The sequence below is a fragment of the Catellatospora bangladeshensis genome, from assembly GCF_016862575.1.
GTDB classification, from domain to species: domain Bacteria; phylum Actinomycetota; class Actinomycetes; order Mycobacteriales; family Micromonosporaceae; genus Catellatospora; species Catellatospora bangladeshensis.
In genome coordinates this window covers 172,847-187,484 of the sequence record NZ_BONF01000019.1, presented here as the reverse complement: position 1 = coordinate 187,484, position 14,638 = coordinate 172,847, and the positions used below count along the sequence as shown (strand labels likewise).

Here is a 14,638-nt window from a genome sequence, read left to right as displayed (position 1 = left end):
GTCTCGTGTCGAAAGCTGTGGCTGGAGCCCATCTTTCGACACGGGACGGCGATCTTGCCCGCGCGCGACGGGGCCGCGCTGCGGTAGACGGCGCGCGGCGGCGTTCACAGGCCGGTGGCGGCGGTGCGGACGGCTTCGACGGCGCGGTGCAGGAAGCCCGCGATGACCTGGAGTTCGTCCTCGGTACAGCCGGCGAACAGCTCGTCCATGGCGGCGTTCGCGGCGGTGAACAGGCCCGCGATCTCGCGGCCCCGGTCGGGTGGCACCCGGAGCACCACGCTGCGCCGGTCTGCCGGGTCGCGCTCGCGCACCAGCCAGCCGCCGCGTTCCAGCCGGTCCAGGATGCCGGTCATGGTGGCCGGGTGCAGGCCCGCCTGCCGGGCCAGCGCGCCGGGGCTGAGCGGGCCGTGCCTGCTGACCAGGTCGAGGCAGTCGAGGTCCACCTCGCGCAGCCCGAGCCGCGCGCCGACGTGCCGGTTGAGCATGCCCAGCTGCACCCGCAGGTCCCGCAGGTCGCCCTTGATGACGTCGCCGGGTTGCTGCCCGCGCGCCGAAGATGTTACGGGTTCCATATTGTTTGAACTCCGAAGGAGATATTACGATACTCGTATTATATGAGTGCTCCCGAGGGGACCGACATGAAGCTGACCGTATTCGGAGCCACCGGCGGCATCGGCCGCCAGCTGCTCGCACAGGCCGCCGCGGCCGGGCACGAGGTCACCGCGGTGGCCCGCGACCCCAGGCGCCTGCCGCCCGGGGTGCGCGCCGTCGCCGCCGACCTGGCCGCTCCGGACGCCGCCGTCCTGCGTGACGCGATCGCCGGCGCCGACGCCGTGCTGTCGGCGGTCGGACCCAGCAGCCGCGCCACCGCCGGCATCACCGAGCCCGCCACCCGCGCCATCGTGGGCGCGATGGCGGACGCCGGGGTGCGCCGCATCGTGGTGGTCAGCGCCGCCCCCGTCGGCACCGTGCCGTCGCCCGGCAACCCGCACCCGCCCAAGCACGATCCCGGCGACGGCCCGCTCATGCGGTACGTCGTCGGGCCGCTGATCAAGGCGGCGCTGCGGGACCACTACGCGGACCTGGCCAGGATGGAGGACGTGCTGCGGGGCAGCGGCCTGGACTGGACCGCGGTGCGCCCGCCGAAGCTGACCGACAAGCCGCTGACCGGGACCTACCGCACCGAGCTGGACCGCAACGTACGCGGCGGCGCCCTCGCCTCCAGGGCCAACGTCGCCGCCTGCATGCTCGCCTCGCTGGAGCGGCCCGAGACCGTCGGGCGGGCCGTCGGCGTGGCGGACTGAGCGGGCAGGTCGCACGACCGGGTGTGGCGGGCGCCCGTCAGGCGGGACACCATGGGCCGAGCAGCCGGTTCGGTCTGTCCATTCTGTAGAGTGGTCCGAGCTGAGTACGCAGAGGAGCTGACCCGTGCGGCGCTGCGCGGAGACCGGCACGAACGAATGATGCGCCCAACGTAATCGACTCGTAACTTTGGGTTGCTACAAGTTCGCGTGACTGGTCAATGCCGTGGAGCGCAGCAAACCGTCTCATATCCGCGAAGCTCGGAAGGGGGGCACCCCATGCGGGACGCCTCGTTAGTCGTGGTCGCCAGCCGTCTTCCCATCAACGACGCCGCCGCCTCCGAAGGGGTCTTCGAGTGGCGGCGCACCCCCGGCGGGCTGGGCGAGGCCCTGCATCCGGTGCTGATCAACAAGCCGGCCACCTGGATCGGCTGGGCGGGCACGCCCGGCCCGACCCCGCCGCTGATCGACGTGGACGGGGTGCACCTGGTCCCGGTCGAGCTGTCCGAGGAGGACTTCCAGGACCACTACGAGGGCTTCGCCAACTCGACGCTGTGGCCGCTCTACCACGACGCCGTCGAGCCGGCCGTGCACCACCGCCGCTGGTGGGAGGCATACCAGCGGGTCAACCAGCGCTACGCCGACCGCGCCGCCGAGGTCGCTGCGCCCGGCGCGGTGGTCTGGGTGCAGGACTACCACCTGCAGCTGGTGCCCGCGATGCTGCGCGAGCTGCGGCCCGACCTGCGCATCGGCTTCTTCCTGCACGTGCCGTTCCCGCCGCCAGAGCTGTTCATGCAGCTGCCGCGCCGCGCCGAGATCCTGTTCGGCATGCTGGGCGCCGACCTGATCGGATTCCAGCGCAGCCACGCGGTGCACAACTTCCACCTGCTGGTCACGAAGGTGCTCTGCGCGACCGCCGACGAGCACGGGATCAGCCTGGGCGGCCGCACCGTGCGCACCGGCGCGTTCCCCATCTCCATCGACACCGCCGAGATGGAGGCGCTGGCCAGCCGGGACGAGGTCGTCCGGAAAGCCGCCGAGCTGCGCGCAGACCTGGGCGACCCGCAGCGGGTGATCCTCAGCGTCGACCGGCTCGACTACACCAAGGGCATCGAGCACCGGCTCAAGGCCTACCGGGAGCTGCTGGCCGACGGCCGAGTCAAGGCGCCGGAGACGGTGCTGGTGCAGGTCGGCATCCCGGGCCGGGAGCGGGTCGAGCAGTTCCGGCAGCTGCGCGACCGGGTCGAGCGCGAGGTCGGCCGGATCAACGGCGACTTCGGCCGGCTCGGCGTGGCCGCCGTGCACTACCTGAGCCAGGTCTTCGACCGCACCGAGCTGGCCGCGCTGTACCGGGCCGCCGACGTCATGGCCGTGACCCCGCTGCGCGACGGCATGAACCTGGTCGCCAAGGAGTACGTCGCCGCCCGCGTCGACGGCTGCGGCGCGCTGGTGCTCAGCGAGTTCGCCGGGGCCGCCGCCGAGCTGACCCAGGCTTACCTGGTCAACCCGCACGACGTCGAGGGCGTCAAGGACACCCTGATCGAGGCGCTGCAGGCCGACCCGGCCGAGCCGAGCCCGCAGCTCGCCGCGATGCGGGCGCACATCCGCGAGCACGACATCCAGGCCTGGGCCCGGTCGTACCTGACCGCCCTCGAGGCGGCCTGCGCCGGACGGTGACCCGGGTTCGTCACCGGGGCACGTCGAGGTGCAGCACGGGCCCGACCCGGGCGGCGCCGCCCACGCGTACGGCACGTCCGGTCGCGTGGGCGGTGACCGTCGCGGGACGGCCGAGCGAGTCGCCCATGTCGGCGGCGATCCGGACCGGCCGCGCCGCCGCCTGCGCCAGGTGCGCGGCCAGGCACGCGGTGCTGTTGGCGTTGGCGATGTCCTCGGGCACGCCGATCGACGGCGCGAACATGCGCGCCGCCAGCCGGCCCTGCCGGTCCGGGGGCGTGTACACGTAGCAGCCGAGGAGCCCGAGCCGGTCGCACGCGGCGCGCAGCCGCCCCGCATCGGGCGCCAGCGCCGACAGCGCGGCCCGGTCGGCGACCGGCACCAGCAGGCGCCACCGGCCCAGCGAGGCGGCGCACACGGGCGCGGGCAGCGCGTCCGCGGCCAGGCCCAGCGCCGCCAGCACCTGCTCCGGCTCGGGGCCGGTGCTGGCGCGCAACGCGACCTCGCCCGGGTCGAACTCGGCATCCGCGAACGGGCCGCGGCGCACCCAGCGGGCGGCGAAGACCCGGTCCGGCGCGAGCAGGGCCGGCTCGGCCCCGGCCGTGGCGGCACGCTCGGCGAGCAGCGCCAGCGCGGCCACCGTGCCGTGGCCGCAGGCGGGCAGCTCCCCGCCGGAGGTGAAGAAGCGCAGCCGCACCGCCGGGCCGTCCTCGGCGACGAAGACCGCGTGCGACGTCCCGGCCAGCACCGGGACGGCCCGGCGTGCGGCGTCGCTCAGCGCGGTCTCGCCGACGACCGCGGTCGGGCTGCCCCCGGTGCCGTCGCGCAGGCACGCGTCCACGATCGTCACCGGCAGCCCGCTCACGAGCCGACCCTAGCCGCGCGCGGCCATGGTCATCGCCGGGAGTATCGCCTCCTGCAATTTGGGCCGGTATATTCTTATTTGTTGGCTATGGATATGGGAGGGACGGATAATGCTCGTTAATTCGGTCAGTCCCATTGACTGGGCGCTGGACATGCTGGACGAGGCCAAAACCGTCGAGGACGTCCAGACCGCCCTGCGCTGCAGCGCCCGCGCCGCCGTCCAGGCCCAGGGCATGACGGTGGTCCAGCTCGAAGACGGCGAATGCCACTACACCGACGAGGACGCGATGAGCCCGCTCTGGAAGGGGCAGCGCTTCCCGGCCACCTCCTGCATCAGCGGGTGGGCCATGCTGCACGACCGGACCGTCGTCATCGCCGACATCCGCACCGACGACCGCATCCCGCAGGCCGCGTACCGCCCGACGTTCGTACGCAGCCTGCTCATGGTTCCGATCCGGGTCGACAGGACCCCGGTCGGTGCCATCGGCGCCTACTGGGCCGACCGGCACCGGGCGTCCGCTGACGAGATCGCCGTCCTGGAGCGGCTCGCCGCGGCGGCCGGACGGGCCCTGACCAGGGTCACCGCCGGGCTGACCGCGGCCTAGCCGCGCCCGGGGCGGGGACGGGGCAGGCGGCGGCGAGGATGGCCGTCCACATGGCAGCAGGACCTTCCCAGCCGTACCCGGACGACGAGACCGTCCTGGCCCTGCGCGACGCCGCGGCCGAACTCGCCGCCGCGGCCGGCGCGGAGGACGTCGTCGAGGCCCTCGACCGCGCCGTCGCCCGGCTCACCGGCGGGTCGGCGCACGAGGTCCGCATCCGCCTGCCCGAGGACGACGCCCTGCCCGCCGCGCGCCGGGCAGGGCACGGCGACACGGCACTCGTGCCGATCGAGGCGCACACGCCCGGCACGGGACCCGTCGGCATCCTGCTCGTCGACCCGGCCACCGCCGCCCTGGCCCGCCTGCGCCCCGCGCTGGAAGGGCTGTCCGCCCAGGCCGCCGCGGCCATGGACCGGATCCGGCTGACCGCCGAGGTCAGCCGGATCCGCAGCTCCCGCGAGGTCGAGGCGCTGCTGGAACAGACCTGCGACGTGGTGCTGATCGTCGGCGAGGACGACCGCGTCCGCTACGCCAGCCCGCAGGCCCGCAACGTGTTCGGCACCTCGGCGCTGCGCGAGGTCAGCCTCCTCGACTTCATCGACGCCCGGCAGCGGGCCGCCGCGGAGTTCCTGCTGCGGCACGTGCGCTCCGGCGCCGTCGGCGCGGGAGACAGCCGCGCCGACTGGACCATCCGGTCGCTGGACGGCCGCGCGCCCGTCGTCGAGGTCTCCTGCCGCGAGCTGCACCCCGGCGACCCGGCCCGCGACGTGGCGCTCACCCTGCACGACGTGACCGCGCAGCGGCGGCTCGAACACGAGCTGACCGAGCGCATGTTCCACGACACCCTGACCGGCCTGCCCAACCGGGCCCTGTTCGCCGAGCGCACCGAGCACGCGGTGGCCGCCGGGGACGGGCTCGCCGCCGTGCTCCTCATCGACCTGAACGACTTCGGATCCGTCAACGACGGGTACGGCCACGCCGTCGGCGACGAGGTGCTCAGCACGGTCGGCCGCAGGGTGCGCCGCGCCGTCGGCGAGCACGGCTTCGCCGCCCGGTACGGCGGCGACCAGTTCGCCGCGCTGATCCGCGACGCCGCGAGCGCGGCCGACGTCGAACACCTCGCGGCGCGCATCTGCCGCGCCCTGTCCGAGCCGGTGCGCACCAGCGGCGGCACGGTCGTGGTCTGCAGCGCCAGCGTCGGCGTCGCCACCACGCTGCGCGCCGCCAACGCGCAGGAACTGCTCCGCAACGCCAACCTCGCGCTGCGGGCCGCGAAGTCCGCCGGGACCGGGCAGTGGCTGCGGTATGAGCCGTCGATGAGCGACCAGACCCACCAGGCGGAGCTGCGCACCTCCCTGGGCCGGGCCATCGCCGAGCAGGCCCTGTTCCTGGAGTACCAGCCGATCGTCGCCCTCGGCACCGGCCGCACCGTCGGCTTCGAAGCGCTCCTGCGCTGGCGGCACCCCGGCCGCGGCCGGCTGCTGCCCGGCGAGTTCATCGAGATCGCCGAGGAGTCCCGGCTGATCCTGCCCATCGGCGAGTGGGTGCTGGAGGCCGCGATGCGGGCCGCCCAGCGCTGGCGTGCCGCGGCGCAGGAGCGTGCCCCGTACGTGAGCGTCAACGTCTCGGCCCACCAGTTCCGCTCCGAGGGGTTCGCCGACAGCGTCGCCCGGCTGCTCGACCTGACCGGGCTGCCCGCGCACCGGCTCGTCCTGGAGATCACCGAGAGCTCGCTGCTGCGCGACGACGACAAGGTGTGGCACGCCCTCGAACGGCTGCGCGGCGGCGGCGTGCGCATCGCCATCGACGACTTCGGCACCGGCTACTCCGCGCTGGGCTACCTGCGGCAGGTGCCGCTCGACATCGTGAAGCTGGACCGCCTGTTCGTGCGCGGGCTGACCACGTCCCGGCGGCAGCGGGACCTGGTGGAGGGGATCGTCACGCTGACCCGGGCGCTGAGCCTCGACATCGTGGCCGAGGGCATCGAGACCGAGCACCAGCGGCGCACCGCCGACGCCGCCGGCTGCACCTACGGCCAGGGCTACCTGTTCGCCGCCCCGCTGCCGGAGGACCAGACCCTGCGCTGGCTGGACGGTGAGCAGCCTGCCCCGCCGGCCTGACGGGCGCCGGACGGCCCGCCGGATCCGATCCAGCGGGCCGTGCTCGTGGCCGTCAGCCGGTGGTGCCGGGCGGCCCCGCTCAGACCGTCAGCACGACCTTGCCCCGGGCCCGGCCGTGCTCCAGGTGCCGCAGCGCCTCGGCGGCCTCGGCCAGCGGGCGGGTGTGGTCGATGACCGGGGTGAAGATCCCGGCGGCCAGCAGCTCGCGCAGGACCTCCAGGTCGGCGGCCTTGGTGAGGGCCAGCACCATGCGCAGCCGCTGGCGGGCGAACGGCGCCCGCGCCATCATGCCGAGCGGGCGCTGCATCCCGCCGAGCACTCCGTCTTCGGTAACGCCGCCGACGATGGCCAGCGTGCCCCGGGGGGCCAGGATGCGGCGCAACCGCGCGACGGGCCGGTTGCCCGCCGTGTCGACGATCAGGTCATACCGCCCGCCGGTGGCCGTGATGTCGTCGCGTGTGTAGTCGACGACCTCGTCTGCGCCGAGCGAGCGCACCAGGTCGGTCTTGCCGGTGCTGCAGACGCCGGTGACGTGCGCGCCGAAGTGCTTGGCGAGCTGGACGGTGTAGGTGCCGACGCCGCCCGCGGCGCCGAGGACCAGCACGCGCTGCCCGGGCCGGACCCGCCCGACGTCGCGCAGCGTCTGCAGCGCGGTGACGGCGGAGACGGCGACGGCCGCGCCCTGGGTGAAGGTGACACCGTCGGGCAGCGCGGTGAACCGGTCCTGCCTGGCGCACGCGTACTCGGCGAAGGCGCCGGGGCAGTTGCCGAAGACGCGGTCGCCGGGCTGGAAGCGGGTCACGCCCAGCCCGACCGCGGCGACCTCACCGGCGAGGTCCCCGCCGGGCACCCGGTGGCGCGGGCGGCGCAGGCCGAACCCGAGCCGCACCAGGTAGGGCTGGCCGGTGGCGAGGTGCCAGATGCCGGGGTCGACACCGGCGGCGCGCACCCGCACCAGGACCTCTCCGGCGCCGGGGGCCGGCTGCTCGATCTCGCTCAGTTGCAGGACGTCGACGGTGCCGTACACGTCCTGGGTGATCGCCTTCACGGCTGGTCTCCTTCACGGTCGAGGTGCTTCACCAGGGCTGGAAGCCCCGACGATAAGAGATGATCTTCGCGGTGGACGTGAGCAGCGAGGACAGCACGAAGGCCAGGTAGATCACGTTGGCGATCCAGAAGTGCGCCACCTCGGCCAGTGCCATGAGCATCGCGGCGAGGCATCCGATCACGACGAAGGACTGCCCGGTCAGCTCACTGCTGCGGTGGATCGCCTGGTCCCGCTCGTCGGCGCCGCGCCCGGCGTCCTGGGGTGCCGCGATGGACGCGGCGATGGTCAGCACGATCGTCGCGGCGATGGCCGCGCCGATGCTCCACAGCAGCGGGGCGGCGTAGGGAGTGTCGGGCAGCGGGGTGTCCCCGGCCCGTCCGAGCACGACGGCGACGTAGGTGCCGTACGCGGCGACGGTGACCAGCACCATGATCCAGGTGCGCTTCTCCTCGAACGCCATGCCACCCTCCGATGTAAAGGATTCTTGACATCCTGAGGGTAGGAACTACGCGGCCCGGTGTCAAGAATTCTTTACATCGGCCCTGGGGTGCCCCGAGAACGTTGTCATCTGCTGCCGCCGCAGGTGGGCGCGCTGCCGCACGATCAGCGGGCCGGCCGGCGACCTGCCCGCGAGTGTGATGTACGCCCGATCAGTGGCCCGCTTCATTGACGGCCCCGTCCGGTGACCACACCATGTGTGAAATTCTCGATCGATCGTTCAGGACGTTGACGGGAGAAGCGGTGGGGCAGGAGCCTGGCGTGCAGCAAGCAATACCGGAATCCACAAGCGAGGGTCCGGGCACCGCGTCCCGCCTGGGCGTGGCGGCGGAGTCGGCGGCCGGGGAGACCCGGGTCGCGGCGACCCCGGCCGTGGTACGCCAGCTCGTGGCGCTCGGATACGAGGTGGAGGTCGAGTCCGGCGCGGGCGCGCGGGCCAGCTTCCCCGACGAGGACTACGAGGACGCCGGCGCGAAGATCTGCAGCCGCGAGGAGTGCTGGCAGGCCGACATCGTCCTGAAGATCAACCCGCCCACCGAGGCCGAGGCCGCCCAGCTGCGCCCCGGCGCGACCCTGATCAGCCTGATCGGGCCCGCCGTGCGGCCCGAGCTGGTCGACGCGCTCGCGCAGCGGCCGATCAGCGTGCTGGCCATGGACGCCGTGCCGCGCATCTCCCGCGCCCAGTCGATGGACGTGCTCAGCTCCATGGCCAACATCGCCGGCTACCGGGCCGTCGTCGAGGCCGCGCACACTTTCGGCCGCTTCTTCGCCGGCCAGGTCACCGCCGCGGGCAAGGTCCCCCCGGCGAAGGTGCTCATCGCGGGCGCGGGCGTGGCCGGGCTGGCCGCCATCGGCGCCGCCAAGAGCCTCGGCGCGATCGTGCGCGCCACCGACCCCCGCCCGGAGGTCGCCGAGCAGGTCCGCTCGCTCGGCGGCGAGTTCCTCTCGGTCGCCGCCGAGCAGACCGGCGGCGGCGACGGGTACGCCAAGCAGACCTCCGCCGACTACGACCGGCGCGCCGCCGAGCTGTACGCCCAGCAGGCCGCCGACGTCGACATCGTCATCACCACCGCGCTGATCCCCGGCCGCCCCGCGCCCCGGCTGCTCACCGCCGAGCACGTGGCCGCCATGCGCCCCGGCAGCGTCATCGTCGACATGGCAGCCGCCCAGGGCGGCAACGTCGAGGGCACCGTGCCCGGCGAGATCACCGTCACCGACAACGGCGTCTCGATCATCGGCTACACCGACCTGCCCGGCCGGCTGCCCACCCAGGCGTCCCAGCTCTACGCCACCAACCTGCTCAACCTGATGAAGCTGCTCACCCCGGGCCGCGACGGCCGGCTCGTGCTCGACTTCGACGACGTCGTGATCCGCGCGATGACCGTCGTGCGCGACGGCGCCAAGACCTGGCCCCCGCCGCCGGTCCAGGTGTCGGCCACCCCCGCCGCGGCCGCCGCGCCCGCCCCCGCCGTACCGGACAAGCCCAAGGCCTCACCCGCGCGGATCTACAGCTACGTCGGCCTCGCCGCGGCGGCGCTGTTCGCGCTGACCGCGTTCGCGCCCGGCCAGTTCGTCGGCAACTTCACCGTGTTCGCCCTCGCCGTCGTCATCGGCTACTACGTCGTCGGCAAGGTCCACCACGCGCTGCACACCCCGCTGATGTCGGTCACCAACGCCATCTCCGGGATCATCGTCGTCGGCGCCCTCCTGCAGATCGGCCGGGACAACCTCGTCGTCACGGGGCTCGCCGCCGCCGCGATCCTGCTGGTCACCATCAACATCTTCGGCGGATTCGCCGTCACCCGGCGCATGCTCGGCATGTTCACGAAGGGCTGATCGACATGACCGCCACCACCGCAGTGCAGGCCGCCTACATCGTCGCGGCGCTGCTGTTCGTGCTCAGCCTCGCCGGGCTGTCCAAGCACGAGACCGCCCGCTCCGGCGTCGTCTACGGCATCGCCGGCATGACCATCGCCCTGGTCGCCACCATCGCCCTGGCCGCGCGGGACATGACCGCCGCCGCCGTCGCGCTGCTCGTCATCGCCATGGTCATCGGCGGCGGCATCGGCCTGTGGCGCGCCCGCGTCGTGCAGATGACCGGCATGCCGGAACTCATCGCCATCCTGCACAGCTTCGTCGGGCTGGCCGCCGTGCTCGTCGGCTGGAACGGCTACCTGGAGGTCGCCGACCCGGCCCACGCCGCCCTCACCGGCACGCTGCTGCACATCCACCACGCCGAGGTGTTCGTCGGGGTGTTCATCGGCGCCGTCACCTTCACCGGCTCCATCGTCGCCTACCTGAAGCTCTCCGCCCGGATCGCCTCGCGGCCGCTCATGCTGCCCGGACGGCACGTGCTCAACCTCGGCGCGCTCGTCGCGTTCGTCGCGCTCACCGGCTGGTTCGTCGCCGACCCGCAGCGCGGGCTGCTAGTCGCGGTCACCGTGATCGCGCTGGCGCTCGGCTGGCACCTGGTGGCCTCCATCGGCGGCGGCGACATGCCGGTCGTGGTGTCCATGCTGAACAGCTACTCCGGCTGGGCCGCCGCCGCGTCGGGCTTCCTGCTCGACAACGACCTGCTGATCGTCACCGGCGCGCTGGTCGGCTCGTCCGGCGCGTACCTGTCCTACGTCATGTGCCAGGCGATGAACCGCTCGTTCATCTCGGTCATCGCGGGCGGCTTCGGCACCGAGCAGGCCGCCGGCGACGACACCGAGTACGGCGAGCACCGGGAGACCACCGCCGCCGACACCGCCGCCCTGCTGCGCGAGGCCACCTCGGTCATCATCACGCCCGGCTACGGCATGGCCGTCGCGCAGGCCCAGGGGCCGGTCGCCGAGCTGACCCGCAACCTGCGGGCGCGCGGCGTGCAGGTCCGGTTCGGCGTGCACCCGGTCGCCGGGCGGCTGCCGGGGCACATGAACGTGCTGCTGGCCGAGGCCGACGTGCCGTACGACATCGTGCTGGAGATGGACGAGATCAACGACGACTTCGCAGGCACCTCTGTGGTCCTGGTGATCGGCGCCAACGACACCGTCAACCCGGCCGCCGCCGACCCGGGCAGCCCCATCGCCGGCATGCCGGTGCTGCGGGTCTGGGAGGCCGAACACGTGATCGTGTTCAAGCGCTCCATGGCCGCGGGCTACGCCGGGGTGCAGAACCCGCTGTTCTTCCGCGACAACACCCAGATGCTGTTCGGCGACGCCAAGGCCCGGGTCGAGGACATCGTCGACGCGCTCGGCGCCGCGGAGGCCGCCACCGGCGGCCGGGCGCTGGCGCGGGCGGGCGCGTGACCGGGCGCCCAGGGCTCGACGGCACCGCCTGAGCACGACCACCACGCCGCCGGGCGCGTCTCGGGAGACCGGGCCGCCCGGCGGCGTGGCGTCCAGAGCGGGATCTGCTCAGGCGCCGTGGTAAGCGAAGGCGGCCCAGTAGCGCGGATCGGCGTAGGGGTGCTCACCCGCGCCGCCCGCGGGTTCGACACCGGGCAGCAGCGCCGTCAGGTCGGCGCGGGTGGCGGCGCGCAGCCACTGCTGGGCGCGGTTGAGCGCGACGGCCGGCTCCTCGCCGCCGTGGCACCACCGCTGGTAGAAGGCCGTCATCAGGTAGGTCGTGGCGAGATCGTCGACCGCCCACGCCGTGGCGAGCACGCCCGCGAACCCGATCTGGATCAGCACCGACGGCAGCCCGACCGCCTCGTTCGGCATGGCCGTGCCGGTGACGTTCGTCCGGCACGCCGACAGCACCGCCAGCCGCCGCTGCCCCGGCCGCAGCTCCTGCTGCAGCTCCGCCAGGGTGATGGTGCGGTCGGCGAAGTAGAGGCGGCTGTCCAGGATCGCGTCCGGGTCGGCCGCGCCGTGACACGCGAGATGCCACACCGTGTGCTGCTCGGCCGCCGCCTTGAACTCCGCCCACGTGCACCCGTGCACCGGCGCGGCGGCCCCGCCCGTCCAGCGCCGGGTGACCTCCGCGGTCTCGCGCCCGACGTGGTGCAGGTGATGACCGCCGGAGAGGCCGTGGCCGTCCGGCACGTCGACCGCCAGCAGGGTCTGCTCGCGCCCGGCCAGTCCGCGCGCCGTCTCACGGCAACGCCGCAGGCCGCGGGCGTTGGGCGCGTACCGGATCGCGGAGAAGTTACCGACGTGGCGGCCCTCGGTGAAGCGGTCCCCGGGCGCGCCCGGCTCCCCGATCGCGTGCAGCGGCAGCAGCCCGAGCAGACCCACCGGGATCAGGGTGACGACCCGGCCCCGTGCACTCTGCCAGACCAGGTTCCCGATGCCGGCGTGCCACAGCGTGCGCATGCCGTCGGCGAGCGGGCTGACCGGGGCGGCGTCCACCAGCTTGACGTCCCGCGGCGCGTCCCGCACCAGCCTGGGGATGCGGGTCTCCGGGTCCGCTCCGGGCAGCACCTTGGCGACGATCTCGGCGACCGCCGCGCGGCCGAGCCGGGGCAGGTCGACGTACTGCGGGTCGTGCGTCGCGGCGACGACGAGCGCATACCCGCCCGCCTTCGCGGCGGCGAGGTAGACCAGCGCGCCGTCGCCGGTCTCGGCGGTGACGTCGGCGTAGCTCACGTCCAGCGCCAGCGGATCGGCCCCAGTCGCCGCCGCGACCCGCCGGGCGACCTCCCGCAACGCCGTCCAGGACTGGCGCAGCTCCGCGGCCGGCCGGCGCTCCTTCGCCCGGAACGCCTCGATGGCCCGCTGGTACTCCTCGGCCAGCCCGGCCCGCCCGGACGCGCGCAGCCGTCCCAGGACCTCGGCATTGTCCCGCCCGAACACCTCCGACAGGCCCACGGCGCGGCCGGTCTCCAGGGCGAGCACCGCCTCCCGGAACCGCCCGGCGCGCGACAGCCAGTAGCCCGCGTCCTCGGCGTACTCCTGCGCCGCGGCGAGCACCCGCTGCTTGGCGCCAGCCCCGTACCGGGCGACGGCGTCCTGCGTGGTCAGGGCGACGAGCTGCGCGTACGCCTCGGCGGCGAACTCCGGGACGCCCGTGCCGGCGGCCCACTGCGCCCACGCGGCGGCGAGCCTGGCCCGCGCGGCGGTGCTCCAGGGCGCGTCCACCGCGTTCCGCCACGCCCGATGCCGCCGTGCGCTGTCGGGCCGTCCCCGCAGCGCGTCCCGCGCGGCGAGCGCCTCCTGCAGCAGTAACCGGTCGTCGGCGCCGTGGATGTGCCACAGCCGGCACCTGCGGCGGATCAGCCGCACCGCCTCCCGCACATCGTCGGCCTGCCGATCCGGCGGTGTGTCCGGCTCCAGTGCCCGCCACAGCAGCAGCCTCGCCAGCGCGGAGTCGGCGGGCGTGACCTGGCGCCACCAGCGCAGCCCCGCGCGGCGACCGTCCCGGCACAGCCCGATGGCCTGATCGATACTTCCGTGGCCCATCCGGGCCTGGAGCAGCCCTCGCGTGGCGAGGATCTGCGGCCGCAGCCGCCGGGCGATGAAGCCGGTCGCCCGGGAGCCGTGGTCCAGCTCGCGCAGGGCGGCTGCCAGATCACCCGTCACCACGTGCAGCCGCGCCCGCGCCAGGTGCACGATCCCGGGGTCGAAACCGGACTGGTCGAGGCGCTGGACCAGCGCTTCCAGCGGGCCGGTGTCGCCGTGCACCTCGGCGGTCTCGATCGCCGCGTCGGCGCGGGTGAGTGCGAGCCACGGATTCGGCCCGAAAGCGCCTACCAGGCCGCGAGGGTCCTCGGTGGCGGGCGGTCTCGGCTTCTCCCCGCGCACCGCCGCCCACGTCAGCGGCGGCAGCCCTTCGAAGACGGACGTGGCCGAGCGGCGGGCGCCCGCGATGGCCGCGCGGGAACGGTGCAGCGCGCGGATCTCGCTGATGCGCTGGAACCCCCGATGGTGGTGATCCATGAGGACACCCCGGATGCGATCAGCGACATCGTGCATTGCGGCGAGCAGCTTCGTCTCCCAGTGGCGGTCGATGGACCGCTCGCGCTCCAGAACCAAGACGCACATGGACACGAAGTTGCGGGAGAGGGTCCGGGTGGTGTTGTCGTCGTCGACGTCGCGCGTGTCCACGAACGGGTAGCACTCCAGCAGCTCGGCCGCGGCGCGGTCGAGATCGTCGAACTCGGCTGCCACCTGGACCATCCCGAACATGACGCTCGACGCGATCCACCAGTCGTCGGCGGTCTGCCAGCCCGCCGGTCTGGCCCGCTGGTAGGACCGCCAGGCCGCGTCGGCCGCCGCGTGGTCGGACCGCCGCCAGGCGTCCTCGTACGCCCATTCGTGCTGTTCGAGTTGAGCCATCTCCCGGCGGTACCGGTCCGGGCTGGTCAGCCGGTGGCGGATCTGGTGACCCCGGGCGGCGTGGGCCCACGGCTCGGGGAAGGCGGGATCGGCCGGCCGCCCGCACTGTGGGCAGGGGAACGGCCAGGACCGCGGTGCGGGCTCGTCACCGGTCCCGCACTCCTCGTTGTTGCACTCCCAGCCCTTCGCGCGTGCTTCGGGCGGGGCCTGGTAGCCGTACGAAGTGCGTGGCAGCCGTCGGCCAGCGGACATGAGCTACCTCCCTCGGTCC

General features: G+C 73.8%; 11 protein-coding genes. 6 read left to right on the top strand and 5 right to left on the bottom strand.

Annotated elements, in window-relative coordinates; genetic code table 11:
• Nucleotides 1-104: 104 nt before the first annotated feature.
• The gene (locus tag Cba03nite_RS18165; protein WP_203747312.1) at nucleotides 105-572 is read right to left on the bottom strand and encodes a MarR family transcriptional regulator; all 468 of its coding nucleotides are present in this window, start codon (nucleotides 570-572) and stop codon (nucleotides 105-107) included.
• A 66-nt stretch (nucleotides 573-638) separates the two neighbouring features.
• Between Cba03nite_RS18165 and Cba03nite_RS18160 the strand changes: the two genes are divergently transcribed.
• Nucleotides 639-1,304, top strand: coding sequence for an NAD(P)-dependent oxidoreductase (locus Cba03nite_RS18160; protein WP_203747310.1), 666 nt, complete (start codon nucleotides 639-641; stop codon nucleotides 1,302-1,304).
• A 276-nt stretch (nucleotides 1,305-1,580) separates the two neighbouring features.
• Entirely contained in the window at nucleotides 1,581-2,978 is a 1,398-nt protein-coding gene (locus tag Cba03nite_RS18155; RefSeq protein ID WP_203747307.1) for an alpha,alpha-trehalose-phosphate synthase (UDP-forming), read from the top strand.
• 10 nt (nucleotides 2,979-2,988) lie between these two features.
• On the opposite strand, the gene Cba03nite_RS18150 is transcribed toward Cba03nite_RS18155, so the two are convergent.
• Nucleotides 2,989-3,840, bottom strand: a complete 852-nt coding sequence (locus Cba03nite_RS18150; RefSeq protein WP_203747304.1) for a PhzF family phenazine biosynthesis protein — start codon at nucleotides 3,838-3,840, stop codon at nucleotides 2,989-2,991.
• A 109-nt stretch (nucleotides 3,841-3,949) separates the two neighbouring features.
• Between Cba03nite_RS18150 and Cba03nite_RS18145 the strand changes: the two genes are divergently transcribed.
• Entirely contained in the window at nucleotides 3,950-4,444 is a 495-nt protein-coding gene (locus Cba03nite_RS18145) for a GAF domain-containing protein (protein ID WP_203747301.1), read from the top strand.
• 50 nt (nucleotides 4,445-4,494) lie between these two features.
• On the top strand, nucleotides 4,495-6,561 hold the full coding sequence (locus Cba03nite_RS40345) for a putative bifunctional diguanylate cyclase/phosphodiesterase (protein WP_203747298.1): 2,067 nt from the start codon (nucleotides 4,495-4,497) through the stop codon (nucleotides 6,559-6,561).
• Nucleotides 6,562-6,640: 79 nt separating this feature from the next.
• Here Cba03nite_RS40345 and Cba03nite_RS18135 read toward each other — a convergent pair whose 3' ends face one another.
• The gene (locus Cba03nite_RS18135; RefSeq protein WP_203747295.1) at nucleotides 6,641-7,609 is read right to left on the bottom strand and encodes an NAD(P)-dependent alcohol dehydrogenase; all 969 of its coding nucleotides are present in this window, start codon (nucleotides 7,607-7,609) and stop codon (nucleotides 6,641-6,643) included.
• Between the two features lie 28 nt (nucleotides 7,610-7,637).
• Nucleotides 7,638-8,069: a hypothetical protein gene (locus Cba03nite_RS18130; protein WP_203747292.1), complete on the bottom strand. Its 432-nt coding sequence runs from the start codon at nucleotides 8,067-8,069 to the stop codon at nucleotides 7,638-7,640.
• A gap of 299 nt (nucleotides 8,070-8,368) precedes the next feature.
• On the opposite strand from Cba03nite_RS18130, the gene Cba03nite_RS18125 reads away from it, so the two are divergent.
• Nucleotides 8,369-9,943 (top strand): Re/Si-specific NAD(P)(+) transhydrogenase subunit alpha, encoded by a 1,575-nt coding sequence (locus Cba03nite_RS18125; RefSeq protein ID WP_275411598.1) that lies wholly within the window; start codon nucleotides 8,369-8,371, stop codon nucleotides 9,941-9,943.
• Nucleotides 9,944-9,948: 5 nt separating this feature from the next.
• Complete coding sequence (pntB, locus tag Cba03nite_RS18120) at nucleotides 9,949-11,397, top strand: Re/Si-specific NAD(P)(+) transhydrogenase subunit beta (RefSeq protein WP_203747286.1); 1,449 nt, start codon at nucleotides 9,949-9,951, stop codon at nucleotides 11,395-11,397.
• A 108-nt stretch (nucleotides 11,398-11,505) separates the two neighbouring features.
• Here the strand turns inward: pntB and Cba03nite_RS18115 are convergent, their stop codons facing one another.
• Nucleotides 11,506-14,619 (bottom strand): CHAT domain-containing protein, encoded by a 3,114-nt coding sequence (locus Cba03nite_RS18115; RefSeq protein WP_203747275.1) that lies wholly within the window; start codon nucleotides 14,617-14,619, stop codon nucleotides 11,506-11,508.
• Between the last annotated feature and the right edge of the window lie 19 nt (nucleotides 14,620-14,638).

Bases quoted from the DNA above. Each gene is read 5' to 3' on its own strand.
- Cba03nite_RS40345 (WP_203747298.1), top strand. From the start codon at position 4,495: ATGGCAGCAGGACCTTCCCAGCCGTACCCGGACGACGAGACCGTCCTG.
- Cba03nite_RS18130 (WP_203747292.1), bottom strand. From the start codon at position 8,069: ATGGCGTTCGAGGAGAAGCGCACCTGGATCATGGTGCTGGTCACCGTC.
- pntB (WP_203747286.1), top strand. From the start codon at position 9,949: ATGACCGCCACCACCGCAGTGCAGGCCGCCTACATCGTCGCGGCGCTG.
- Cba03nite_RS18145 (WP_203747301.1), top strand. From the start codon at position 3,950: ATGCTCGTTAATTCGGTCAGTCCCATTGACTGGGCGCTGGACATGCTG.
- Cba03nite_RS18115 (WP_203747275.1), bottom strand. From the start codon at position 14,619: ATGTCCGCTGGCCGACGGCTGCCACGCACTTCGTACGGCTACCAGGCC.
- Cba03nite_RS18155 (WP_203747307.1), top strand. From the start codon at position 1,581: ATGCGGGACGCCTCGTTAGTCGTGGTCGCCAGCCGTCTTCCCATCAAC.
- Cba03nite_RS18160 (WP_203747310.1), top strand. From the start codon at position 639: ATGAAGCTGACCGTATTCGGAGCCACCGGCGGCATCGGCCGCCAGCTG.
- Cba03nite_RS18165 (WP_203747312.1), bottom strand. From the start codon at position 572: ATGGAACCCGTAACATCTTCGGCGCGCGGGCAGCAACCCGGCGACGTC.